General features: G+C 61.3%; 24 protein-coding genes. 14 read left to right on the top strand and 10 right to left on the bottom strand.

Going from position 1 to position 23307, the window contains the following annotated elements; genetic code table 11:
* Positions 1 to 65 precede the first annotated feature (65 nt).
* Positions 66 to 1415: a CDP-diacylglycerol--serine O-phosphatidyltransferase gene (pssA, locus tag WE862_RS03225; protein WP_019445053.1), complete on the bottom strand. Its 1350-nt coding sequence runs from the start codon at positions 1413 to 1415 to the stop codon at positions 66 to 68.
* A gap of 150 nt (positions 1416 to 1565) precedes the next feature.
* Positions 1566 to 2906: a gluconate transporter gene (gene gntU / locus WE862_RS03220; RefSeq protein WP_019445052.1), complete on the bottom strand. Its 1341-nt coding sequence runs from the start codon at positions 2904 to 2906 to the stop codon at positions 1566 to 1568.
* 245 nt (positions 2907 to 3151) lie between these two features.
* On the opposite strand from gntU, the gene WE862_RS03215 reads away from it, so the two are divergent.
* The 4 genes from WE862_RS03215 (at position 3152) to WE862_RS03200 (ending at position 6938) form a co-directional block, all read left to right on the top strand.
* Entirely contained in the window at positions 3152 to 3661 is a 510-nt protein-coding gene (locus tag WE862_RS03215) for a gluconokinase (RefSeq protein ID WP_033115607.1), read from the top strand.
* On the top strand, positions 3658 to 5454 hold the full coding sequence (edd, locus tag WE862_RS03210; protein WP_042029494.1) for a phosphogluconate dehydratase: 1797 nt from the start codon (positions 3658 to 3660) through the stop codon (positions 5452 to 5454). Before WE862_RS03215 ends, edd begins: the two co-directional genes overlap by 4 nt.
* A 9-nt stretch (positions 5455 to 5463) precedes the next feature.
* Positions 5464 to 6105 carry a bifunctional 4-hydroxy-2-oxoglutarate aldolase/2-dehydro-3-deoxy-phosphogluconate aldolase gene (locus WE862_RS03205; RefSeq protein ID WP_005342660.1) on the top strand — a complete coding sequence of 214 codons (642 nt, stop codon included), beginning with the start codon at positions 5464 to 5466 and terminating at the stop codon, positions 6103 to 6105.
* A gap of 140 nt (positions 6106 to 6245) precedes the next feature.
* Positions 6246 to 6938: a helix-turn-helix domain-containing protein gene (locus WE862_RS03200; RefSeq protein ID WP_042029491.1), complete on the top strand. Its 693-nt coding sequence runs from the start codon at positions 6246 to 6248 to the stop codon at positions 6936 to 6938.
* Here the strand turns inward: WE862_RS03200 and WE862_RS03195 are convergent.
* Positions 6927 to 7316, bottom strand: coding sequence for a nuclear transport factor 2 family protein (locus WE862_RS03195; RefSeq protein WP_042029489.1), 390 nt, complete (start codon positions 7314 to 7316; stop codon positions 6927 to 6929). The genes WE862_RS03200 and WE862_RS03195 overlap by 12 nt on opposite strands.
* 113 nt (positions 7317 to 7429) lie before the next feature.
* Positions 7430 to 8437 (bottom strand): substrate-binding domain-containing protein, encoded by a 1008-nt coding sequence (locus WE862_RS03190; RefSeq protein WP_033115604.1) that lies wholly within the window; start codon positions 8435 to 8437, stop codon positions 7430 to 7432.
* 88 nt (positions 8438 to 8525) lie between these two features.
* Between WE862_RS03190 and WE862_RS03185 the strand changes: the two genes are divergently transcribed.
* Positions 8526 to 9176, top strand: coding sequence for a Qnr family pentapeptide repeat protein (locus WE862_RS03185; RefSeq protein WP_042029487.1), 651 nt, complete (start codon positions 8526 to 8528; stop codon positions 9174 to 9176).
* Positions 9177 to 9288: 112 nt separating this feature from the next.
* Here the strand turns inward: WE862_RS03185 and envC are convergent, their stop codons facing one another.
* Together envC and gpmM are read right to left on the bottom strand one after the other, a co-directional pair.
* Positions 9289 to 10617 (bottom strand): murein hydrolase activator EnvC, encoded by a 1329-nt coding sequence (gene envC / locus WE862_RS03180; RefSeq protein WP_041209720.1) that lies wholly within the window; start codon positions 10615 to 10617, stop codon positions 9289 to 9291.
* 9 nt (positions 10618 to 10626) lie between these two features.
* Entirely contained in the window at positions 10627 to 12156 is a 1530-nt protein-coding gene (gpmM, locus tag WE862_RS03175) for a 2,3-bisphosphoglycerate-independent phosphoglycerate mutase (protein WP_042029485.1), read from the bottom strand.
* Between the two features lie 244 nt (positions 12157 to 12400).
* Between gpmM and WE862_RS03170 the strand changes: the two genes are divergently transcribed.
* Genes WE862_RS03170 through gpsA form a run of 3 tightly spaced genes read left to right on the top strand, consistent with a single transcriptional unit; the run spans position 12401 to position 14369 of the window.
* Entirely contained in the window at positions 12401 to 12832 is a 432-nt protein-coding gene (locus WE862_RS03170; protein ID WP_042029483.1) for a rhodanese-like domain-containing protein, read from the top strand.
* A gap of 59 nt (positions 12833 to 12891) precedes the next feature.
* Positions 12892 to 13362, top strand: coding sequence for a protein-export chaperone SecB (secB, locus tag WE862_RS03165; RefSeq protein ID WP_033115599.1), 471 nt, complete (start codon positions 12892 to 12894; stop codon positions 13360 to 13362).
* A 2-nt stretch (positions 13363 to 13364) separates the two neighbouring features.
* Positions 13365 to 14369 carry an NAD(P)H-dependent glycerol-3-phosphate dehydrogenase gene (gpsA, locus tag WE862_RS03160; protein WP_042029482.1) on the top strand — a complete coding sequence of 335 codons (1005 nt, stop codon included), beginning with the start codon at positions 13365 to 13367 and terminating at the stop codon, positions 14367 to 14369.
* A gap of 71 nt (positions 14370 to 14440) precedes the next feature.
* On the opposite strand, the gene nfuA is transcribed toward gpsA, so the two are convergent.
* Both nfuA and WE862_RS03150 read right to left on the bottom strand, forming a co-directional pair.
* Positions 14441 to 15019: a Fe-S biogenesis protein NfuA gene (gene nfuA / locus WE862_RS03155; RefSeq protein WP_033115597.1), complete on the bottom strand. Its 579-nt coding sequence runs from the start codon at positions 15017 to 15019 to the stop codon at positions 14441 to 14443.
* A gap of 80 nt (positions 15020 to 15099) precedes the next feature.
* A complete protein-coding gene (locus WE862_RS03150) occupies positions 15100 to 15825 on the bottom strand; it encodes a ComF family protein (protein WP_042029481.1) in 726 nt (241 codons plus the stop codon).
* Positions 15826 to 15863: 38 nt separating this feature from the next.
* Between WE862_RS03150 and bioH the strand changes: the two genes are divergently transcribed.
* The 4 genes from bioH (at position 15864) to WE862_RS03130 (ending at position 18075) form a co-directional block, all read left to right on the top strand.
* Positions 15864 to 16628: a pimeloyl-ACP methyl ester esterase BioH gene (bioH, locus tag WE862_RS03145; RefSeq protein WP_042029479.1), complete on the top strand. Its 765-nt coding sequence runs from the start codon at positions 15864 to 15866 to the stop codon at positions 16626 to 16628.
* A gap of 71 nt (positions 16629 to 16699) precedes the next feature.
* Positions 16700 to 16933, top strand: coding sequence for a flagellar hook protein FlgE (locus WE862_RS03140; RefSeq protein ID WP_042029477.1), 234 nt, complete (start codon positions 16700 to 16702; stop codon positions 16931 to 16933).
* Position 16934: 1 nt separating this feature from the next.
* Complete coding sequence (locus tag WE862_RS03135) at positions 16935 to 17711, top strand: putative metalloprotease CJM1_0395 family protein (RefSeq protein ID WP_042029474.1); 777 nt, start codon at positions 16935 to 16937, stop codon at positions 17709 to 17711.
* Between the two features lie 85 nt (positions 17712 to 17796).
* Entirely contained in the window at positions 17797 to 18075 is a 279-nt protein-coding gene (locus WE862_RS03130) for a hypothetical protein (protein WP_033115592.1), read from the top strand.
* A 57-nt stretch (positions 18076 to 18132) separates the two neighbouring features.
* Here WE862_RS03130 and WE862_RS03125 read toward each other — a convergent pair whose 3' ends face one another.
* Both WE862_RS03125 and greB read right to left on the bottom strand, forming a co-directional pair.
* Positions 18133 to 20436, bottom strand: a complete 2304-nt coding sequence (locus tag WE862_RS03125) for a Tex family protein (protein WP_042029472.1) — start codon at positions 20434 to 20436, stop codon at positions 18133 to 18135.
* Between the two features lie 109 nt (positions 20437 to 20545).
* Positions 20546 to 21019 carry a transcription elongation factor GreB gene (gene greB / locus WE862_RS03120; protein WP_033115590.1) on the bottom strand — a complete coding sequence of 158 codons (474 nt, stop codon included), beginning with the start codon at positions 21017 to 21019 and terminating at the stop codon, positions 20546 to 20548.
* A 247-nt stretch (positions 21020 to 21266) separates the two neighbouring features.
* Between greB and ompR the strand changes: the two genes are divergently transcribed.
* Both ompR and envZ read left to right on the top strand, forming a co-directional pair.
* The gene (ompR, locus tag WE862_RS03115) at positions 21267 to 21989 is read left to right on the top strand and encodes a two-component system response regulator OmpR (RefSeq protein WP_033115589.1); all 723 of its coding nucleotides are present in this window, start codon (positions 21267 to 21269) and stop codon (positions 21987 to 21989) included.
* On the top strand, positions 21986 to 23296 hold the full coding sequence (gene envZ / locus WE862_RS03110) for a two-component system sensor histidine kinase EnvZ (protein WP_042029470.1): 1311 nt from the start codon (positions 21986 to 21988) through the stop codon (positions 23294 to 23296). The genes ompR and envZ overlap by 4 nt, the downstream gene beginning before the upstream one ends.
* Positions 23297 to 23307: the final 11 nt, after the last annotated feature.

Genomic DNA, 23307 nt, shown 5'->3' with positions numbered 1-23307 from the left:
CTGCCGAAAACGGGAGGCCTTGGTCTGATTGCCGTTGGGCAGAGTGGGCGCTGCGCGCCCCGAAGTCAGATGATCCGCTTGAGCAGCAGATGCGCCTTGACCCGGTGGATCCGTCCCAGCAGCTTGCGCACCTGCTCCGGGTAGTCGTGGATCTGCTCAACCTGATCGAAGTGGCTGATCCGCTTGGTGTTGGCCAGAATGTTCTCCCGCTCGGCATTGAACTGGGGACGCAGGTGGTGGCGACGATCGTGCACCAGCAGGCCGTTCTCCAGATCCAGCGCCCAGGCGCGCGGGTTGAGGTTGTTGCCAGTGAGCAGGGCCCACTCGTCATCCACGAAGATCCCCTTGAGATGGTAGGAGTTGCGCTCGCAGCACCAGAGCATCAGGTTGAGGCGACCATCATCGATGTGATGCTGGTTGCGCTCGGCAAACTTGCGCAGGTTGGTCTCGTACAGATAGGGCAGGCCGCCGATGGTGGAGAACTTCTCCTCCGGCGGGATGAAGAAGTCGTTGGCGGTCTTGTCGCCCACCACAATGGTTACCTTGCAGCCGCGCTGCAGCAGATCCTCGATATCCTTGCTCAACTCCTTGGGCGGGTTGAAGTAAGGTGTGCAGATGAAGATCTCCCGCTCGGTGGAGCGCACCAGATTGCGGATCATCTGGTTGAGCTGGTTGTTGCGTTTGCCCAGACCCGCCATCGGGGTGATGGCCACCTCCTGGGTATTGACCGGCATGGTGGCGAAGCGGTACTGCCCCTGACGCAGGCTCAGCTTGAAACGGCGGATCGGCCCTTTCAGCTGTTTGGCGCTGGGCACGTCGCTGCGATCCAGCCGCTGCACGGCGTCGCTCTTCACGAACAGGTCATCCACGTAGTTGACCATGCTGCGGGCCAGCTCCGGGCTGATGATCTGGTGATAGCGGTCGAAGCGGTAGCGATCCTGCTGGTGCAGGTAGATGTCGTTGAGGCTGGCACCGGAGTAGAGCACCGCATCGTCAAAGATGAAGCCCTTGAGGTGCAACACGCCGAGCAGCTCGCGCCCCTTGACCGGTACGCCGTAGATTTCGATCTTGTGCTCGTAGCGGGCAGCCATCTCCTGATACATCAGGTGGTTGCCACCCTGCTTGCCCTTGCCGATCAGACCGCGCTGGGCACGGTGGAAATCGACGAACACCTTGACGTCGAGGGCCGGATTGCGCTGCTTGGCCTCGTAGAGGGCGGTGAGGATCTCGCGACCCGCGTCGTCATCCTGCAGATAGAGCGCGACCAGATAGATGCGCTGGGTGGCACTGGCGATGAGTGCAAGAATGCGGCGCTTGAAATCCTTGGCGCTGTAGAGCACTTCAAACTGGTCTGCCGCGACGGCGATCTGGGGCAGGCGTGTCAGCAGTTGTCGATAATGGGCCGATGAATGCATAGAGAGACCTGAAATCACGGGGTTAAGCGTTCCACTCGGAGCGATGAATAGGCGATTCTAGCAATCTCGCCCTCTCAGCCAAAGAAAGAATCGTCAGAAAGATGAAAAAGGCCTCACAAGTGAGGCCTTTTTTGTGCGTATCGGCAGTGATCAGAGGAAGCTGTAAATGATCATCGCCATCACGCCGCCGGTGGTGCCGATGATGGTCTCCATCACGGTCCAGGTCTGCAGGGTCTGCTTCTCGGAGAGGCCGAGGTAGCGGTTGGCCAGCCAGAAACCGGAGTCGTTGACGTGGGAGAGCACGATGGCACCGCCGCCGATGGCGATGGTGACGGCAGCCAGCTGGGCACCGTTCAGGCCGAGCGGCTCCAGCATCGGCAGCACCAGACCACAGGCGGTCAGCATGGCGACGGTGGCGGAGCCCTGAATCACCCGTACCGCGGCGGCCAGAATGAAGGCCAGTGCGACGATGGGCAGACCGGAGTCGGCCAGCATGTTGCCAAGGGCGGCACCCACGCCGGAATCAACCAGTACCTGCTTGAAGACGCCACCGGCACCGGTAACCAGAATGATGACGCCGGCCGGCTGGATGGCGCTGTTGCAGACGCTCATCACCTCGTCACGGGACATGCCGCGGCGAATACCCAGCAGATAGAAGGCGGCCAGACAGGCGACCATGATGGCAGTGAAGGGGTGACCGATGAACTCCAGCCAGTTGTGCAGGGTAGAGCCCGCCTCGACGAAGCGGCCGACGATGGTCTTGAGGCCGATCATCAGCAGCGGCAGGCCGATGAGACCCATGGCCAGCCCGAAGGAGGGCAGGGATTTGCTGTCATCGTGCACGCTGTTCTGGGCATCGGCAGGCAGCGGTACATCGACGATCTTGCTGATGAAGTCACCGAACAGCGGGCCAGCCAGGATCAGTGCCGGTACGGCTGCGATCAGGCCGAACAGGATCATGTAGCCGAAGTCGGCACCCAGCTGGGAAGCCACCAGGATCGGGCCCGGCGCCGGAATAAGGAAGGCCTGACAGGTGGCGATACCCGCCAGCAGGGCGATACCGATCTTCACCACACTGCCGCCGCCACGACGGACGATGGCGAAGGCGACGCCGATCAGCAGCACTACGGCCACGTCAAAGAAGAGCGGCAGGGCGCAGACAAAGCCGGTCAGGGCCATGGCCCAGTTGGCGCGCTTGACGCCGAACTTGCCGAGCAGGGTGTGAGCCACCCGGTCGAGGGCACCGGTCACTTCCATCACCTTGCCAAACATGGCACCCAGCGCCACCACCACGGCGACGAAGCCGAGGGTGCCGCCCATCCCTTTCTGGATGGTGGCGGCGATGTCGGCCGGGTTCATGCCGGCGGCAAGACCGGCCACCATGGAGACCAGAATGAGGGAGACGACGGCGTGCAGACGAGCCTTCATCACCAGGAAGAGCAGCAGCACGATCGAGCCGGCGGCCGTCATGATCAGGGAGAGGTCAGACATTGTTATGCGTTCCTTAATCCAAGTTCGGTAGTGACACCCTGTCGATCCGTCGACAAACCATATCTTTATGATTTATTTAGATTTATGGCAAGGGCTCAACATCATATGCCCAGGTGACTATGGGTTTGCTCAGTCTGTGGCAGACTTCACATTTTTAATCGTTACCGGTAACATGTTACCGGTAACGTGCTAGATTAGAACCCATCAACAGCTGGTTTTTTGAAAAGTGGGACAGAGGTCAAATTATGGCGGGTAAGTGCATTATCGTGATGGGTGTATGTGGCAGCGGTAAATCCAGCGTGGGCCTCAAGGTGGCAGAAGCGCTGGGCGCCAAGTTCATCGATGGTGATGATCTCCACCCCAAGGCCAACATCCAGAAGATGGCTGGCGGCAACCCCCTCAACGATGAGGATCGCGCCCCCTGGCTGGAGCGGATCCGCGACGCTGCCTACAGTCTCGAGCAGAAGAACGAGACCGGCATCATCGTCTGCTCCGCCCTCAAAAAACAGTACCGCGACCAGATCCGCGAAGGCAACGAGTCGGTCAGCTTTATCTTCCTCGATGGCAGCCAGCCGCTGATCCTCGAGCGGATGCGTGCCCGCAAGGGCCACTTCATGCGCGAAAGCATGGTACAAAGTCAGTTCGATACCCTGGAGCGCCCGGATGGCGAAGCCGGTGTATTCCACATCGATATCGACGGCACCTTCGAACAGGTGGTTGACCGCGCCGTCACAGCATTGGAGCAAGCCCAATGATTCATAAGGTAATTTCCGACGTCACTGCCCGCATCCGCGAGCGCAGTGCCGCCCGTCGTCAGGCCTTTATGGCCCGCATCCAGCGTCAGGCCGAGCAGGGCAAGACCCGCGCCGCACTGGCCTGCGGCAACCTGGCCCACGCCGTGGCCGCCTGCAGCAGTGACGAGAAGGGTCGCATCCTCGACATGACCCGTGCCAACGTCGGCATCGTCACCGCCTACAACGACATGCTGAGTGCCCATCAGCCCTATCAGGGTTATCCGGATATCATCAAGGGAGCCTTGGCCGAGCTGGGCCACAGTGCTCAGGTTGCTGGCGGCGTGCCCGCCATGTGCGACGGGGTGACTCAGGGTCAGCCGGGGATGGACATGTCCCTCTTCTCCCGCGATCTGATTGCTCAGGCAACCGCGCTGTCGCTCTCTCACAACACTTTCGATGCCACCCTGCTGCTCGGTATCTGCGACAAGATCGCTCCGGGCCAGATCATGGGGGCCCTCTCCCACGCTCACCTGCCGACTGCCTTCGTGCCGGCCGGCCCGATGGCGAGCGGCATCAGCAACGACGAGAAGGTGAAGGTTCGCCAGCAGTACGCCGCCGGTGAAGTGGGCCGCGATGCCCTGCTGCAGATGGAGTGCGGCGCCTACCATGCAGCGGGCACCTGCACTTTCTACGGCACTGCCAACACCAATCAGCTGGTGTTCGAGGCCATGGGCCTGATGCTGCCGGGCTCCGCCTTCGTCCACCCGCACAGCGAACTGCGCCATGCCCTGACCATTGAGGCGGCCCGCCGCATCAGCGCCATGATCCCGGGTTCTCCGGCCTATCGCCCGCTGAGCGAAGTGCTGGATGAGCGCTCGCTGGTCAATGGTCTGGTGGCCCTGCTCGCCTCCGGCGGCAGCACCAACCACAGCATCCACATGGTGGCGCTGGCCCGCGCGGCCGGTCTGGTACTGACCTGGGATGACATCAGCGATCTCTCCGACGTGGTGCCGCTCTTGGTTCGCATGTACCCGAATGGCCCGGCCGACGTCAACGCCTTCGAACAGGCGGGCGGCGTGCCCGGCCTGATGCGCCGTCTGGCCGAAGAGGGGCTGATCCATATGGATGCCACCCCGGTCTTTGGCGAGATGCAGGATTACCTCAGCCGTCCGGCTCTGGTCGACGGCCAGCTGGTATGGCAGCCGGTCGGTGAGAGCGGCGATGCGAGCGTGCTGTCGCCTTCCGGCAGCGTATTCCAGGCCACCGGCGGCACCAAGCTGCTGGCGGGCAATCTGGGCCGCGCCGTGGTCAAGGTCTCCGCCGTGGCTCCCGAGTATCGGGTGATTGAAGCGCCGGCGCGGGTCTTCTCCTCCCAGCATGCGGTGGAAGCGGCCTACAAGGCGGGTGATCTCAATCAGGATGCCGTGATCGTGGTGCGCCACAATGGCCCGGCCGCCAACGGCATGCCGGAGCTGCACAAGCTGATGCCGGTGCTCGGCAACCTGCAGAAGGCGGGTTACAAGGTGGCGCTGGTCACCGACGGCCGTCTCTCAGGTGCTTCCGGCAAGATCCCGGCCGCCATCCACGTCACCCCGGAAGCGCTGCACGGCGGGGCCATTGGCCTGCTTGCCGATGGCGATCTGCTGCGGGTTGACGCGGTAAACGGCAGCCTCGACTGCCTGACCGATTTGAGTGGCCGTACCCAGGCCGAGATTGACCTCACTCTGGAACAAGAGGGGTGGGGTCGTGAACTGTTCAGCGTGATGCGTCGCGCGGTATCGAGCGCCGAGTGTGGCGCCACCATCTTTGACTAAGGAAGAGCTATGCAGAACTGGAAAGTGACCCCGGCCGAGGTGTTTGCCGCCTCCCCGCTGGTACCCGTGATGGTTATCAACGAGCTGGATCAGGCCCTGCCGATGGCCAAGGCGCTGCTCGACGGCGGCATCTCTGTCTTCGAAATCACCCTGCGCACCCCGGTGGCGCTCGATGCCATCGCCCTCATCGCCAAGGCGATGCCGGATGCCATGGTCGGTGCCGGTACCGTGCTCAACTGCGAGCAGTTTGACGCAGCAGTTGCTGCCGGTGCCCGTTTCGTCATCTCCCCGGGGATGACCCCGGCCCTGCTGGCCCATGCGGCCAAGAGCACTGCACCGCTGATCCCGGGTGTGGCTACTCCGTCTGAAGTGATGCAGGCGCTGGAAGCGGGCTACGACCACCTGAAGTTCTTCCCGGCCGAAGCGAACGGCGGTACCAAGGCGCTCTCCGCCATTGCCGCGCCGCTGCCCCAGGTGAAGTTCTGCCCCACCGGCGGTATCGGCCCGAAAAACGTGGCCGACTATCTGGCGCTCAAGTGCGTGGCCACCGTCGGCGGCTCCTGGATGCTGCCGGCCGATGCGGTCAAGAGCGGTAACTGGGAAGAGGTGACTCGCCTCTCCCGCGAAGCGGTTGAATTGGTTAAACGCTAAGCGCAAGTCGTGTAGATAAATCGAACAGGCCACCCTCGGGTGGCCTGCTTCTTTTGGCCATTCTGACGGCGGAAAAGCCATTTACAGGGTGCCGTCTGCTCCCTTATGGTCGTGGTCGGTTTCTTATCCGGCTGGCCGATATGTCCTTTCTCCATCGCTCCTGCCCGCAAGGGCACTTCACTTCGCTGCACTGCCATCCACAGGCCCAGTATTGCTACATGCACGACGGTGGCGGCGTTATCACCGGCGGTGCTGCCAGCGAGCTGCTGGTTGCCGGCCAGCTCTGCTTTATTCCGGCGGGCTGGGAGCATGAATTTCGCGTGCTGCGCCACTCTCGCCTCTCGCTTATCTATACCGCATCGTCCCTATCAGCCCCTTTTGGCCTGCGCCAGGTGACACCGCTGCTGGCCGGCCTCTTTGCCCGCCTCAGCGAGCTGGAAGAGGGGGCCGAGCGGGAGGCCTATCTGACGGTGATTGGTCACGAGTTGGCGCGAGCTGCCCCGCAAGTGGCCCAGCCTGCGCTGGCGGCCAACCTCGACCCGCGCCTGCTGCGGGTGCTGGAGCGCTTCTGTCAGGCGCCCTCCATCAACACCACGCTTGCCGAGCTGGCCATGGATTGCGGCGCTTCGCTGCGCACCCTCAACCGGCTTTTCCTCCAGCAGCTGGGCTGCACCTTCCGCCAGTGGCGCGAGCAGGTGGTGATGGGGCGGGCCCGCCAGTTGCAGTATCAGGGGTTCACATCGGCGCAGATTGCCGACCTGCTCGGTTACGAAGATCCCGCCGCCTTCTCCCGCGCGCACCAGCGTTTCGCCCGGCGCGACTCAGCGTCGTGAACCTATGTCGGCATCCTGCTCGCTGCCGCTCAGCAGGCAGGTCACCTCGTCGGTCTGGCAGATCTTGCCGTCGCGAAAGGTGAAGAGACCGCTCACCTTGCAGACCAGCGGGGCGCCATCGTGGCGGGTGGCTCGTACCACATGGGTCGAGTGCACCCTGTCCCCTTGCGCGATGGTGGCGACAAACTCGATGGTGGCTTCGGCCAGATGATCTCTGAGCGTCGCTATGTGCTGGCGAAAGGCGGCGTAGTCGAGCTGCTCGCCGTTCACCCGCTGGCAGTAATCCGGGGTGAACCACTGGTCGAGTTCGGCCAGGGTAAAGCGGGGATCGCAGACAACGCGCTGCAGGCAGGCTTGCAATCGTTCGGTGTTGTTCATCTTCTGCTCCTGACATGTGGCTGGAATGCCGGGCCAGCATAGAGCAGAGGATGGCGAGACGCGGTGGCAGGATGCGCCATCATGACGGGCCAACGCGCCATGATGGCAAGGGATCAGCCGAGGCTTTCTCCCTCATAGAGGGTGAAGCCCATATCCTTGCGGCTCTCGGCTGGCGGTTTGCCGCCGAGGCGGGCGAGCAGCATGGTGGCCGCTTCGCGGCCGATCTCTTCGCGGGGGGTTACGATACTGGCCAGCTTGGGGGTCATGGCGTGGCCGATGTCGAGGGCGTTGCTGCCGGCGATGGCAATCTGCTGCGGCACCGGGATCCAGCGGCTTTGGCACTGCAGCAGGGCGCCGACGGCCAGGTCATCGTTGGTGCAGAAGATGCCGTCGAGGTCGGGGTAGCGCGCCAGCGCCTGATCGAGCAGCTCGCCGCCGAGGGTAAAGGTGGAGGATTGCTCGGTCAGCAGGTGCTGGCCGGTGAGGCCGAAGTCCTGCATCGCCTGATAATAACCCTCCATCCGCAGCTGGGTCCGCACGTCGAGACGGGCGCCGAGATAGACCACCTGACGTCGGCCCCGGCGCAGCATCTCTGATACCATGGCCCGGGCGGCCGCCTTGTGATCCATGCCGACCACCATGTCGATGGGGTCGGGGGGGAGATCCATGGTCTCCACCACCGGAATGCCGGCAGTGGCGATCATCTTGCGGGTTCGCTCGGTGTGGCGGCTGTCGGAGAGGATCAGGCCATCCACGTTGTAGGAGAGTAGCGAGGCGATCTGCTCCTCCTCCCGCTCCGGGCTGTAGCCGTAGTGGGCGAGCAGGGTCTGGTAGCCGGCCGGTCGGGTCACCGCTTCGATGCCGTGGATCACCGCCGAGAAGACCTGGTTGGAGAGGGAAGGGATCAGGATGCCGATCGCCCGACTGGTCGCGTTGGAGAGAATATCCGGCGCCCGGTTGGGGATATAGCCCAGCTCCTCCACCGCCGCGGCGATCCGCTCGCGGGTGCCCTCGGCCACGGTCTGCGGATCGCGCAGATAGCGGCTGACGGTCATCTTGGTGACCCCGGTCAGGTCGGCGATATCCTGCAGGGTGGGGCGGCGCTTGCGAGTGGGGCTCATGACGGTATCCAGGATGAATGTTACTTGTAACATTACCGTTTTTGGCGGCGAAAGTCAGCATATGAAACCGTAAAGAGGCAGATTTCCGATGGTAAAAGGCAAGCAGTTCGCACAGGTGCGTTTCACGCAGGATGAGGTGGAGGGGGAGCACTTCTCGGAGTGCCGCTTTATCGGCTGTGACTTCTCCTGGCTCGATCTTGGTGAGAGCCGCTTCGTCGATTGCAGCTTCTACGATCGGGAGAGCGAGCAGAGTTGTCTGATGCAGGGTTGCGACCTGCGCGAGGCGAGCTTTCTGCGCTGCGATCTCACCATGGTCGATTGCAGTCGCAGCCAGTGTCTGGGGCTGGAGCTGCGCGACTGTCAGGCGGTAGGCATCAACTTCGGCCATGCCAGCTTTGCCAACAGGATCACCGCCAAAAGCTACTTCTGCGAGGCGCACCTGACCGGCAACAACTTCAGCTATGCCAGTTTCGAAGGCTGCCTGCTGGAGAAGTGCGAGCTCAGCGGCAACCGCTGGCAGGGGGCCAACCTGTTCGGCGCATCACTGGCGGGGTCTGACCTCAGTGGTTCCGAGTTTGGCCAGATCGACTGGAGCAGCTTCAGCCTGCAGGGTTGCGACCTGCGCCAGTGTGATCTGCCGGGGCTGGATCTGCGCCGGATCGATCTGCAGGGGGTGATGATTAACGAGGATCAGCAGCAGACGCTGCTGGAGCAGGTCGGTTTGATCGTCTTCCCCTGAGCTGACTGAAAAATATGTAATTTTTCACCAAAGAGGGGAGGTGCCTCTTCCCCTTGAATGACAAAAGCCTGCGCAGGGCAGGCTTTTGGCTGATGTGGGCTGGTGCGCGGCGTTACGAGCGCTTGCCCAGCCACTTGGTCGGGTTGATGGCCTCGCCTTGATAGCGGATCTCGAAGTAGAGGCCGGGCCTGTCCTGTCCACCGCTGTCGCCGACCAGCGCCACCGGTTCGCCCTGCTCCACATTCTGGCCCACCTGACGCAGCAGCGACTGGTTGTGACCGTAGAGGCTCATGTAGCCGCTGCCGTGGTCGATCACCAGCAGCATACCGAAGCCGTCGAGCCAGTCGGCGTAGACTACCTGACCCGGGGCGACCGCCTTGACCTGGGTTCCTTCGCTGGCGCCGATCAGGGTGCCTTTCCACTTCAGTTCGGCGGTACGCGGCGAGCCGTAGGCGATGAGGATCGGCCCCTGTACCGGCCAGCGCAGGCTGCCGTTGGTCTTGAGCCCGGTGTAGTGGCCGGCGCTGCTGATGCCGGAACCGCGCTCCGGCTTGGTGCTGGCGACCTCCTGCTGGCTCGCCTGATCCTGACGCTGCTGCTCGGCACGGCGCTGTTCTGCCAGACGGCGCTGACGCTCCTGTTCCGCCTTCAGCTTGGCCAGCCGTTCCCGTTCGGCCCGTTCGCGGCGCTCCTGCTCTTCCCGTTTGCGACGCAGCTCTTCCAGTCGGGCCTTCAGCGCTTTCTCCGCCTTGACCAGCTGGGTCAGCTTCTGTTCGTCATCCTCGACCGACTGTTGCAGCTGGTTGCGCACCTTGGCCCGGCTCTGCTGGCTGGCCAGCAGGGTCTGGTGGTGCTCCTGCTGTTCACTCAGCAGGGCTTGCAGCTTGCTCTCGGTCTCTTTGGTGGCTTGCTGGTTTTTCGCCAGCTTGTCGCGGGTGGCACGCAGCGCCTCGATGGCTTCGATGCGCGCCTTGTTGAGGTAGTCGTAGTAGTCGAGGGAGCGGCTCAGTTTGGCCGGATCCTGCTGATTGAGCAGCAGTTTGAGGTAATCGTGACTGCCGGCGGTGAAGGCGCTTTCCGCCTGCTTGGCCAGCAGTTGCTTCTGATGTTTGGCTTGTTGCTCCAGCGCCAGCTTGTCTTTTTGCAGATTGGCCAGCTTCTGCTGGTTTTGCTTGAGTTGCTGTCTGGTCTCATCAAGTTTGGCTGCGGCGGCCGAGATGGCCTGCTCGTCAGCTTTTAGCTGGGCGTTGAGCTTGGCCAGCTCCTGCTTGCTGAGCTTGATGGTTTGCTGTTGTTCCTTGATCTGGGACTGCATGGCGCCCAGCTGCTGATTGGCGGCCAAAACCGGTTTGCTGGCGCCAAACGACAGGCAAAAAAACAGCGCGCCGGCCAACAGGCCGACGCGACTGGTTTTTGGTGAAATAACTTCGCATCCCCGCATGGGGAAGGATTATTTCAGAATCATCAGGGGCTTGCCAGTCATTTCCGGCGGTACCGGCAGACCCATCAGGGTCAGCATGGTGGGGGCCAGATCGGACAGTTTGCCACCCTCGGCAACCTCGGCTTTGCGACCGAAGTAGATGAGCGGAACCGGCAGATTGGTGTGGGCGGTGTGAGCCTGACCAGTCTCTTCGTCCATCATCTTCTCGGCGTTGCCGTGGTCGGCAGTGATCAGGCACTCGCCACCCACTTCGGCTAGGGCGTCGGTAACGCGACCGATGCAGTGGTCAACGGCTTCACAGGCTTTGACGGCGGCATCGAACACACCGGTGTGACCAACCATGTCGCCATTCGGGTAGTTACAGATGATGACGTCGTACTTGCCGCTCTTGATGGCTGCAACCAGCTTGTCGGTCAGCTCTTCGGAGCTCATCTCCGGCTGCAGGTCATAGGTAGCCACTTTCGGGCTGGCGACGATTTCGCGATCTTCGCCAGTGAAGCAGGCCTCTTCGCCACCGTTGAAGAAGAAGGTGACGTGAGCATACTTCTCGGTTTCGGAGATGCGCAGCTGGGTCTTGCCCTGCTTGGCCAGCCACTCACCCAGGGTGTTGACCAGAGCGGTCGGCGGGTAGGCACAGGCAGTTTTGATGTCGGCCGCGTATTCGGTCAGCATCACGAAGTTCAGCTTCGGCTCGACTGCACGGGCGAAGCCGGTGAAGTCGGTGTCAACGAAGGCGCGGGTGATTTCACGGGCACGGTCGGCACGGAAGTTCATGAAAATCAGCGCATCGCCATCTTCCATAGGGGCAGCTTCGCCGATGCGGGTGGCTTTGACGAACTCGTCGTTCTCATCGCGGGCATAAGCGGCAGCCAGTGCTTCGGTGGCGCTCTCGGCGGTGAACTCGCCCTTGCCCTGGGTCATCAGGTCATAGGCTTGCTGCACGCGATCCCAGCGGTTGTCGCGGTCCATGGCGTAGTAACGGCCGATCATGGAGGCGAAACGGCCCTTGCCCAGCTTGGCAAACAGGGCGTCGAACAGCTCGATGGAGGACTGGGCGGAGCGCGGCGGCACGTCACGACCATCCAGGAAGGCGTGGAAGTAGATCTTCTCGGCGCCACGTTTGGCGGCCATCTCGATCATGCCCATGATGTGCTCTTCGTGGCTGTGTACGCCACCCGGAGACATCAGACCCATGATGTGAACGGCTTTGCCGTTGCTCACGGCAGCGTCAACAGCCTTGGCCAGCTCCACGTTCTCGAAGAAGGGGCCGTCCTGAATGTCTTTGGAGATGCGGGTCAGCTCCTGATAGACGATGCGACCGGCACCGATGTTGACGTGGCCCACTTCGGAGTTGCCCATCTGGCCATCCGGCAGACCGACGTCTAGGCCGGAGCCGGAGATCAGGGTGCTGGTGTAATCACGGGCCAGACGATCGAGGTTGGGAGTCTTGGCGGCAGCGACGGCGTTGAACTCCTGCTTGGTGCTGTAGCCCCAACCGTCCATGATGACCAGAACCAAAGGTTTCTTAGCTGTTGACATAAGACTATGTCCTCTCGGATTGGAAAAAATGCGGGAAATGAAACTAGCGTAATATTACTACATCTGCCGAAATAGTCACCTGATAGCCAAGGGCGACCCCCTCGGCTCCGCACAGCGCCGTTTCAGGGGCGCAACATACCGAATCGTGATGGGAGCCTGCTCGCGCTTTCCCGCCAAGATGGCTGATCTTGGCTATTCCCCCATGTATACTCGGGCCCTTGTCTTGATCCCTGGATAGTAGAAGATGCAAGAGTATTTGGATTTCGCGGCTCGCAACCCGCTGCTGACCGCAGCCTGGTTCGGCCTGGCAGGCACTCTGGTTTACACCACTGTGCGTGCCCGTCTTTCTCCGGTAAAAACCGTCAACAACCACACCGCGACCCTGCTGATCAACCGTGAAAACGCCACCGTGGTGGATATTCGCAGTCAGGAAGAGTACGCCAAGGGCCATCTGGCCGGTGCCCAGCACCTGCCCCTCACCCAGATCCAGAGCAATAACCTGGGCCCGGTTGAAAAGCATAAAGATGCCCCCATCATAGTGGTGTGCGAGTCGGGAATGACTGCGGGCGGCGCAGGTCGTCAACTGAGCAAGGCCGGATTCCAGCAGGTATATGTGCTCGGCGGTGGCATGGCCCAGTGGCGTGCAGAAAATCTGCCGGTCACCAAGAAGCGCTGATTAACGCTGATTCAAGCAGGGCCTGTGCCCACTTATCCATATAAAAGGAAGCAAACGAAATGGCTGACGAGATCAACAACCAGGAAGTACAACCGGAATTCCACATCCAGCGTGTCTACACCAAGGATGTCTCTTTCGAAGCGCCCAACACCCCGCACATCTTCCAGAAAGAGTGGCAGCCGGACGTCAAGCTGGATATGGACACCAAGACCAACATCCTGGCTGACAGCGTCTACGAAGTGGTGCTGACCCTGACCGTCACCTGCAAGCTGGAAACCGAAACTGCCTTCCTGTGCGAAGTTCAGCAAGCCGGTATCTTCACCATCGGCAACCTGCCGGAGCCGCAACTGGCTCACTGCCTGGCTGCCTTCTGCCCGAACATCCTGTTCCCGTATGCCCGCGAAGCCGTGGCCAACATGGTGAGCAAGGGTTCCTTCCCGCAGCTGAACCTGGCACCGGTCAACTTCGATGCCCTGTTTGCCCAGCACATGGCGCAAGCTCAGGCCCAGCAGGCGACTGCGGAAGCCTGATAATGGCTGACCAGATCGCTATCTCGGTCCTGGGGGCGGGGTCTTACGGCTCCGCCCTTGCCATTTCTCTGGCGCGCAACGGTCATCCGACCCTGCTGTGGGGTCATGACCCCGCCCATGTCGCCGAGCTGGAACAGGATCGCTGCAACAAGGCATTTTTGCCGGATGTCCCTTTTCCTGCCGATCTGCAGCTGACTGCGGATCTGCAACGTGCGGTACAGGCTGCCCCCGTACTGCTGCTGGTCGTGCCGAGCCACGTATTCGGCCAGGTGCTGACTCAGGTCAAACCCTTCCTGCGCCCCGATACCCGTATCGCCTGGGCCACCAAGGGGCTGGAGCCTGACAGCGGCCGCCTGCTGCAGGATGTGGCCCGCGAGGTGCTGGGTGACGAGATGCCGCTGGCGGTCATCTCCGGCCCGACCTTCGCCAAGGAGCTGGCTGCCGGCATGCCGACCGCCATCTCGGTCGCCTCGACCCACGATGATTTCGCCGACGATCTCTCCCATCTGCTGCACTGTGGCCGTTCGTTCCGGGTCTATACCAATCCGGACTTCGTCGGTCTGCAACTGGGTGGTGCAGTGAAGAACGTCATCGCCATCGGTGCCGGTCTCTCCGACGGGCTGGGTTTTGGCGCCAACGCCAGAACCGCGCTCATCACCCGGGGTCTGGTGGAGATGCAGCGTCTTGGAGCTGCGCTTGGAGCCGATGCCAAAACCTTTATGGGGATGGCCGGGCTCGGGGATCTGGTGCTCACCTGTACCGACAACCAGTCGCGCAACCGTCGCTTCGGACTGGCGCTTGGCGCCGGTAAAGATGTCGACACTGCCATGACCGAGATCGGTCAGGTGGTGGAAGGGTATCGCAACACCAAGGAAGTGCATCTGCTGGCGGCGCGCTGCGGCGTCGAGATGCCCATCTGCGAACAGATCTTCAAGGTGCTCTATGAGGGGAAAAACCCGAAAGAGGCCGCCATCGCCCTGCTGTCGCGCGACAAGAAGGACGAGTAATCTGCCGATTGCCCATGCAAAAGGCCCCGCCGGATGGCGGGGCCTTTTCTTTGCGCCGCAAGGGCAACAAATCAGTAGTAGGAGTGGTCGCCGCGCTGGTGCTCGGTGGCGTCTTTGACACCCTTGAGTTCGCCCGGGAATTTCTCCAGCAGCTGCTTCTCGATACCCTCTTTCAGGGTGTAATCGACCATGGAGCAACCGTTGCAACCGCCGCCAAACTGCAGGATGGCGTAGCCATCTTCAGTCAGCTCGGTCAGGGTCACCTTGCCGCCGTGACCGGCCAGCATGGGGTTCACCTCGGAGATGAGGGTGTACTCGATGCGCTCGATCAGCGGGGCATCGTCGGCAACCTTGCGCATCTTGGCGTTCGGCGCCTTCAGAGTGAGCTGGGAGCCCATCTGATCGGTCACGAAATCGATGGTGGCATCCACCAGGAAGGGGGCGCTCAGGGGATCGACCATGCAGTCGAAACCGCTGAAAGGCAGGTGTTGATCTTCCGGATCCACGGCATCGGGTGGGCAATACGATACGCCACACTCGGCATTCTGGGTTCCCGGATTGACCACAAACACCCGGATATTGGTGCCATCAGGCTGTTTTTCCAGCAGTTTACGGAAATGGGCCTGGGCGGCGTCGGAAATGCTGATCATCACTATCCTCATAAACCTGAGTGTACGACTAGGGTATTCATGATAACGCGGTTAGCAAGGCTTGGGTAGCATGCCGATGGCTACTTGAGATGCCTCTGAGTGCGGCAGATGGCCCAGACCTCCACCTTTGTGACTCCGCTCTCATGAAGCAGGCGGGTGAGCTGGCCGGCGGTGGCGCCGGTGGTAACCACGTCATCGAGCAGGGCGATATGGCGATAGTGGTGCGGCGCAATGTGAAATGCGCCGCGCAGATTGCGCCGTCTCTGCCCAGCGCTGAGCTTGGTCTGCTGTGGCGTCGCTCTGATCCTGCGCAGCAGCCGGTTATCGCAAGGAATTCCGCTTAGCTGGCTCAGGTGACTGGCGATCTCCTCCGCCTGGTTGAAGCCGCGCCACCACTGACGCCACCAGTGCAGAGGAACAGGAATAATCGCCTCCGGCAGGTCATCGCAATCGAGATGATCTGCCAGCAAACGGGCCAACAGGGGGGCCAGCAGGATTTGCCCCGAATACTTCAGGCGCGGGATCAGGGCCGGGTAGGGTGGCTGATAGTCACCGATCACCTGGAGTCGCTCCCACGGCGGTGGCCTGCGCTGGCAGCGGCCGCATACTACCCCGGTCTGTATCTCTTCCGGCAGCGGCGCGGCGCAGAGTCGGCAGCGCTGTTGCGGTTGGTGCAGGGCGTTCCGGCACCAGCTGCATAGCAAAGGTTCGTTATCACAAGGCTGCCGACAGAGCAGGCAGCTGCCCTGCCAGTCGGCGTGGCTGCCGAACAGTGGACTTGCTTTGGCAAGCAGGCGCTTTAACATGCTGACCCCAAGAGCATGAACAGGGATCTTGAGTCTAGATGAGCGTATCGGTAGAGCAGTTTGGTCAGGGACCCGATCTGGTGCTGTTGCACGGATGGGGTATGAACGGCGCAGTGTGGCACGGCATCGCCCAGCAGCTGGCGGTACATTACCGGGTTCATCTGGTGGATCTGCCCGGCTTTGGCAACAGCCCGCTGGCCGAGGGGGTCGACTATAACCTGCCATGGCTGGCGGAGCAGGTCACCACCGTGTTGCCAGATAAGTGTCATCTGGTGGGGTGGTCACTCGGAGGTCTGGTGGCGAGCCAGCTGGCGCTGACTCATCCCGAGCGTCTGCACTCCCTGATCACCGTGGCCAGCTCTCCCTGCTTTATGGCACGGGACGAGTGGCCCGGAATTGCCCCCAAGGTGCTGACCGGTTTCAACCAGATGCTGGCGGGGGATTTTCGCCAAACCATAGAGCGCTTTCTGGCGATCCAGGCGATGGGCAGCGAACATGCCCGGGATGACATCCGCCAGCTGCGCCACTGGCTTGCGGAACGACCTGTTCCCCAGTTCGCAGCACTGGAGGCGGGGCTCGGTTTGCTGGCTGATATTGATATGCGCGATGACCTGCTATCCCTGGCGTTGCCCTGGCTGCGCATCTATGGTCGGCTGGATTCACTGGTGCCCAAAGCAGCCATTCCTCTGCTGGATGAACGCTATCCCGCTAGTCGAAGCGTCACCTTCAGCAAGGCCTCACATGCACCTTTTATTTCCCATCCTGACGAATTCATTGAAATCCTTCGAGATTTTGTTGGCTAAAAAATAGCCGCAAAGCTTCATTAATCCTCTGGTCTGGCGGATAATTAAGCTGTGATCAGAGGAGTAACGCCATGCGTATTGAATCCGTCTTTAACAGTGGCCTGCAGGGATTCCAGCGAGCCGAGCAGGTTGCCGATCGGGCATCCGGCCAGCTTGCCCGTCTTAACACGCCAAGTGGGGATCAGGTGCAAGTGCCGGACGAGCTCGTCAATCTCAAGTCTGCCGAGCTGCAAGCCGGAGCCTCCGCCAAGGTGATGAAGACTGCCAGCGACATGATGGGAACCCTGATCGACATCCGGGTGTGAGATGAACATCAATGTCAGTCTGCCCCCCCTTATTCCGACGCAGCTGCAACCTCAGGTGGAAGCGGCCCGGACGGATAATCGCCGGGCAGAACTGATCCCGCAGGCTCGCTCGAGCCAGGCTTCCGTTGCCGAATCCGAAGTCGGCTCCCAGAAAGAGAAATCCAAAGCCGGTCAGGCGACCAACACCAACCCTGCCACCCAGAGCAGCCGGGAAGGCAATCAATCCACCGTACAGAATCCCCTCGACCACCGTTTTGTCGAAGCGACGGGGGAGGATGGTCAGCGCAAGCAACAAGACCCGAATAATAAAGAGCAGGAGCAGCAAAGGCAGCACGAGCAACAGGTTCAGGATCTGGCCGATCGGGATCAGGAGGTGCGCACCCATGAACAGGCGCACCACTCTGCCGGCGGTAGCTATGCGGGAATGCCGACCTACCAGTTTACTCAGGGGCCAGATGGCAAGCGCTATGCGACCGGTGGTGAAGTCCAGATAGACACCAGCGCAGTGCCCGGTGATCCTGCTGCCACCATCACCAAGATGCAGCAAATCCGTTCGGCAGCGCTGGCCCCTGCCGAGCCATCAGCTCAGGACCTATCGGTCGCGCGCAGTGCGGCTGCCAGTGAAGCCAAAGCACGCAAAGAGCTGATAGCCGAACGTAGCAATAGTACGGATGGGGTGCTGAGCGCTTACATGGACAAGCGCAATCAGGTGATCGCCAACCGCTATCAGCAGTCTGTGAGCCCGGCTGCAAACCAGTCACTTAGTCTGCGCATCTGACGCAGTGCCAGCAACTTTCGGCAGCACACCCCATTTTTGCAACTAACCTGAAGATCAGGCCCATCCTATTTTTACAGGAGCTGTCATGCATTTCGATGAAGTCAAACCGGAAGATTTCACTACCTTCTCCCGTGTACCGCCGGCCCATCTGCAGATGGAGCAATTTCTGATGCAGCTGGGTGGTGGTGGCACCGAGGGCACCAGTTTCAAGAAGAAAGTGATGCTTGCTGCAGGCTGGAGCCACACAGGGGTGGTCTCCTACGGCAAATACCCGCAGGAGGCCTGCAAGGCCTTCAACCGGCTGCGGGAAGTATTGGCTGCCCATCAGGAGGCTGACGCCATTCTGGCCGCACTGGCCCAATAACGCTGAGTAACTGTGACAAAAAAGCCCCTCGCGGGGCTTTTTGCATTTCTGGGGCGCTTATTTCTTCAGCTTGGAGAGGGCCGCCGCGAAGGCGTTGCCCATGGCCCCCTTGGTTGGAGCGCTCTGCCGGGGCGCCTGTTTCGGCTTGGTGTTACCGGAGTGGCGCGGCTCGGCCGGTTTGCGTGCCGGCTGACCGGCCTTTTCGTCAAGGCGCATGGTCAGGCTGATCCGCTTGCGCGGCACGTCCACTTCCAGCACCTTCACTCGCACTATGTCACCGGCCTTGACCACCTCGCGGGGATCCTTGACGAAGCGGTCGGTGAGAGAGGAGATGTGCACCAGGCCATCCTGATGAACGCCGACATCGACGAAGGCGCCAAAGTTGGTGACGTTGGTGACCACCCCCTCCAGCACCATCTCAGGCACCAGATCGCTGATTTTCTCCACCCCTTCCTTGAAGGTCGCGGTTTTGAACTCGGGGCGCGGGTCGCGGCCCGGCTTGTCCAGTTCGCCTATGATGTCGGTGACGGTGGGAACACCGAACTGCTCGTCCGTATAATCGGCAGGCTTGAGGGTACGCAGCAGGCTGCTGTTGCCGAGCAGGCTATCCACGGTCTGCTCCAGCCTGGCGAGGATCCGCTCTACCACTGGGTAGGATTCCGGGTGTACCGCCGAGCCGTCCAGCGGGTTGCTGCCGCCACGAATGCGCAGGAAGCCGGCACACTGCTCGAACGCCTTGGGGCCGAGCCGGCTCACTTTCAGCAGTTGCTGACGATTCTGGAAGGCGCCGTGTTCGTCACGGTAGGCGACGATGTTCTGGGCCAGGGTCTGGGAGAGGCCGGATACCCGGTTGAGCAGGGCGACCGAAGCGGTGTTCACATCCACCCCGACCGCGTTGACGCAATCCTCGACCACGGCATCGAGTCGGCGGGCCAGCATGCTCTGGCCAACATCGTGCTGGTACTGACCCACACCTATGCTCTTGGGATCGATCTTGACCAGCTCGGCCAGCGGATCCTGCAGACGGCGGGCGATGGAGACGGCGCCGCGCAGTGAGACGTCGAGATCCGGGAACTCCAGAGAGGCGAGCTCGGAGGCGGAATAGACCGAGGCTCCCGCTTCGCTTACCACGATCTTCTGCGCCTTGGCGGCCGGATAGCGTTCAAACAGATCGCTCACCAGGCGGTCGGTCTCCCGTGAGGCGGTGCCGTTGCCAATGCTGATGAGTTCGACCTTGTGCTTCTGGCAGAGCTCGCTCAGGGTCTTGAGGCTCTGGTCGATCTGGCGCTTGGGTTCGAACGGATAGATGGTCGCGGTGTCGACCAGCTTGCCGGTGGCATCGACCACGGCCACCTTGACACCGGTACGGATGCCGGGATCCAGCCCCATGGTGCAACGCATGCCGGCCGGAGCCGCCATAAGCAGATCCTTGAGGTTCATGGCAAATACCTTGATCGCCTCATCCTCTGCTGACTCGCGGATGCGACCGATCAGTTCGGTCTCCATCTGGAGCGATAGCTTGATCTTCCAGGTCCAGCTCACCACCCCTTGCAGCCACTTGTCGGCCGGGCGATTTTGCAGGTTGAGCTTGAGGTGATGGGCAATAATCCCTTCGCAGGGGCTGGCACCCTCATCGTCACCCGCGACCAGCGCCAGATTGAGCACACCCTCGTTGCGACCGCGCAGCATGGCCAGCACCCGGTGGGAGGGGGCCTTGTGCAGCGGCTCGTCGTGCTCGAAGTAGTCCTTGAACTTGGCCCCTTCCTGCTCCTTGCCAGCCACCACGCGAGCGCGCAGGGTAGCGTTCTGCCACAGGTAGTCGCGCAGCTTCTCCAGCAGGTCGGCCTGCTCGGCAAAGCGCTCCATCAGGATGTAGCGGGCGCCATCGAGAGCCGCTTTGCTGTCGGTGATCCCCTGCTCGGCGTTGAGGAAGCGAAGCGCCTCCTGATCGGGCTCTTTCATCGGGTCGCTCAGCAGCAGGTCGGCCAGCGGCTCCAGCCCCGCCTCGATGGCCATCTGCCCTTTGGTACGACGCTTGGGTTTGTAGGGGAGATAGAGGTCTTCCAGCCGGGTCTTGCTGTCGGCTTCGTTCAGCTCGCGGGCCAGCTCAGGGGTCAGCTTGCCCTGCTCCTCGATGGAGCGCAGGATCACCTGGCGGCGATCTGCCAGTTCGCGCAGGTAGCCGAGGCGGCTCTCCAGGGTACGCAGCTGGCTGTCGTCCAGACCGCCGGTCACCTCTTTGCGGTAACGGGCGATGAAGGGCACGGTCGCGCCTTCATCCAGCAGGCGTACAGCGGCTTCGACTTGTTGCGGGCGAGCATTGAGCTCGGTAGCGATCAGATGTTCGATGGTCTGTGTCATGGTTTCTGTTAAGAACCTCTGTGGTCGGGTCTGGCTCAATGGCGCCAAGTGCCAGCACTATAGGGCGCGCAGGAGGGGATGCCAACCACATGGCCGGCATCAGAGAGGGCTAGCGCGGGTAACTGATGTCGTTGACATACCAGCAGACGTCACCGACTGGCGTGCGCACGATGGCTTCGTCGCCCACCTCTTTCTTGAGCAGGGCGCGGGCCATGGGGGAGTCGATGGAGATGTAATCCTTGCGCTCGAAGATCTCGTCATAGCCGACGATGCGAAAGCGCTTGGTCTCGCCCTCGTCGTTCTCCACCTCGACCCAGGCACCGAAGAAGACCTTGCCCTCCTGAGCGGGGGCGTAATCGACTATCCCCAGCTCTTCCAGACACTTGCGCAGGTAACGAACCCGCCGGTCGATCTCCCGCAGCCGTTTCTTGTTGTACTGGTAGTCGGCATTCTCGCTGCGATCACCGAGGCTGGCCGCCCAAGCCACCTTGCGGGTGGTCTCGGGTCGTTCCTGACGCCACAGGAAATCGAGCTCTTCCTTCAGTTTGTTGTAACCTTCGCGGGTGATCAGCTTTGTCTTCATGATGATCTCTGACCTGGTCTGATAGAGAGGTGGTGCTAACTGCACGGGAATATTAGCTTTTGTCCCTCTGCTGTCGAGTGAAATCATGGTATCCGGGTGGCTGCGACAAGATATGGCCAATACGATTTTCGTTCGATTGACTTCCGCTTCCGCAACCATCAAGCAATAACCGGTAACATATTTATGCTTTGCTCCCGCAGTGGCCCGCCCTAGTATTGGAGGCAGATTAAGGCGACGAGGCAATCCAATGAGTCAGCAGCAATACAAGGTCCTGGTGGTGGACGACGATCTGAAATTACGCTCCCTGCTGGAGCGCTACCTCACCGAACAGGGGTTCGTGGTGCGTGGCGTTGCCAACGGCGAGCAGGCCGATCGTCTGCTGACCCGTGAAAACTTCAGCCTGATGGTGCTCGACCTGATGTTGCCCGGCGAGGATGGTCTCTCCATCTGCCGCCGTTTGCGCGAGGGTGGCAACCAGATCCCGGTATTGATGCTGACTGCCAAGGGGGATGATGTCGATCGCATCGTCGGACTCGAGATGGGGGCGGATGATTACCTGCCCAAGCCGTTTAATCCGCGCGAGCTGCTGGCCCGGATCCGTGCCGTGCTGCGCCGTCATACCGTCGAGTTGCCCGGTGCTCCCTCCGCCGCCGAGAAAGTGGTCAACTTCGGGGTTTATCAGCTCAATCTCGCGACCCGCGAGCTGAGCCGCGATGGTGAGCCGATGGCGCTGACCAGCGGTGAATTTGCCGTGCTCAAGGTGTTGGTGAGCCACCCGCGCGAGCCGCTCTCCCGCGACAAGCTGATGAATCTGGCCCGGGGTCGCGAATACACCGCCACCGAGCGCAGCATCGACGTGCAGGTGTCGCGCCTGCGACGTCTGCTGGAGCAGGATCCGACCCAGCCGCGTTATCTGCAGACTGTCTGGGGTCTGGGCTACGTCTTTGTGCCTGATGGTGAAAGAGCATGAAAAAAGTCGGGAGCATGTTTTCACGCATGCTCTGGTTTTTGGCGGCCGTGCTGATCGTCTATCAAGCAGTCTCCTACGTTACCTTCTACAACTATCTGCTGGCCCCGACGGTCAAGCAGATCAGTCACCTGCTGGCCAATCAGGTCAAACTCATCTTTCCGGTCGAGAGCAATCAGCTGGCGCTGAGCGATGACGCCGAGGCGCTGGTCTATGTTGCGACCGGCAGCGATATCTACACCCAGAGCGAAGCGGAGCAGCATGGACTCAACGACTCCAAGCCCTATGCCTATCTGGAGGAGAACATCAGTCGCGAGCTTGGTGGCAAGACCAAGGTGCGGGTCGAGATCCAGGATCACTACATCATCTGGATCCAGCCTCCCCAGGCCAACAAGACCTGGGTCAGGATCCCGCTGACCGAGATTGAAGATGACGATATCGAGCCGCTCATCCTCTATATGAGCGTGCTGCTGGTGATCACCCTCTTTGCCGCCTGGCGTTTTGCCCGTCAGCTGGTTCGCCCGCTGGAGGATCTGGAGGAGGGGGCCGTTGCGGTGGCCAAAGGGGAGTTCCCCGAGGCGCTGGGCGAGCAGGGGTCCCGTGAAGTTCGCCGTCTGACCCGTACCTTCAACCATATGTCGCACTCCATCAAGAGCCTGATAGAGGAGCGCAATATGATGATGGCGGGGGTGTCCCACGATCTGCGCACCCCGCTGACCCGGATTCGTCTTGCGACCGAGATGATGTCGTCGGGCGACGAGTACCTCAAGGAGAGCATCAACTCCGATATCGATGAATCCAATGCCATCATCGACCAGTTCATCGACTACATCCGTCCCGATGAAGGGCAGCAGTTTTCACCGGCCGATTTGACTCAGCTGGTACACGACACCTTGCTGATGCACACCGAGCAGGGGCTCGAAGTTGACCTCGCCCTGCCGAAGGATGCGGTGCGAGTCGTCTGCAACCCGATCAGTATGCGGCGGGTGCTGACCAATCTGGCGGGCAACTCGTTACGCTATGGCGCAGGCAGTCTGCATGCCGAGCTGAAAGATGATGGTCACTGGGTTCGCCTGCGCTTGTCCGATGATGGCCCGGGTATCCCGGAGCAGGACTACAGCCGGGTACTCAAGCCCTTTACTCAGGGGAATGTGGCTCGCACCGTGGGAGGGAGCGGGCTGGGACTGGCCATCGTTGCCAAGATCATGGCCCAGCATCACGGTACCATCAGGTTGGGGCGATCCGAGCTGGGTGGCTTGCTGGTCGAGCTGCGGTTACCCAAGAACCAGCCGCAGGAGTGGATGGATTGAGAGAAGGGGCG

Source organism: Aeromonas jandaei (genome assembly GCF_037890695.1).
In the GTDB taxonomy this organism is placed as follows: Bacteria; Pseudomonadota; Gammaproteobacteria; order Enterobacterales; family Aeromonadaceae; genus Aeromonas; species Aeromonas jandaei.
The sequence above is the reverse complement of the archived record's forward strand: the minus strand, read 5'-3'. Positions and strand labels throughout refer to the sequence as shown.